This is a genomic window from Paenisporosarcina sp. P5_A11 (assembly GCF_056400705.1).
The window spans coordinates 1-631 of the sequence record NZ_JBFUKT010000393.1 but is presented as its reverse complement, the minus strand read 5'-3'; the positions used below and the strand labels follow the sequence as shown (position 1 = coordinate 631).

The following is a 631-nucleotide window of genomic DNA, read 5'->3' as shown; positions in this document are numbered from 1 at the left end:
GTATAAGAGGATTACTACTTCTAACTTAGTCATTATCGATGATGTCATGTATATGACAATCGATCCAAAAGAAGCAAGTCTGTTTTTCCAATTCATTTACGAGCTATATGACAATGTGGCATTCATCCTTACGTCGAATAAAGGACCGAATGAGTGGGGTAAATTCTTAGGAGACCCCACTCTCACCACAGCAATCCTAGATCGACTCCTACATCGTAGTGAAATAATCTCTTTTAGTGAAGAGGATGACAGCTTAAGAATGAAATACCGTAAAACTTTGTTTACCGAAATAAGTGTTCAATCTTAACTGAGGAAAACTGTTCAAAACTAATTGACGAAAACTGTTCATTCTTACTTGACGGTTACAATAATTCTCGTTGCCTGAAAAGAAATAAAAATTATCATAAGTATTATTAACGAAATTCGGTACTTAAATTTAATACTCATTTTTTACTCCCTTTCTAAATACTCTTGTTCAACTAAACTGCCCCGTTAGTTGGATAAGAAAAACGAGCTGCTTAACGCAACTGTTGCTTTGAAATAAGTTTGATCAAATTCACCTGACAAACCAGTATTTTACGATAAATAAAAAGAATCCATTTTGAAAAAAGATTGATCAAAAAGATTGATC

Annotated in this window: 1 protein-coding gene; it reads left to right on the top strand. The window is 33.3% G+C overall.

Features of this window, described 5'->3' with window-relative positions:
- The coding region (locus AC1DOS_RS20455; RefSeq protein WP_477538952.1) for an ATP-binding protein at window positions 1–307 on the top strand (307 nt) is incomplete at its 5' end.
- Window positions 308–631: the final 324 nt, after the last annotated feature.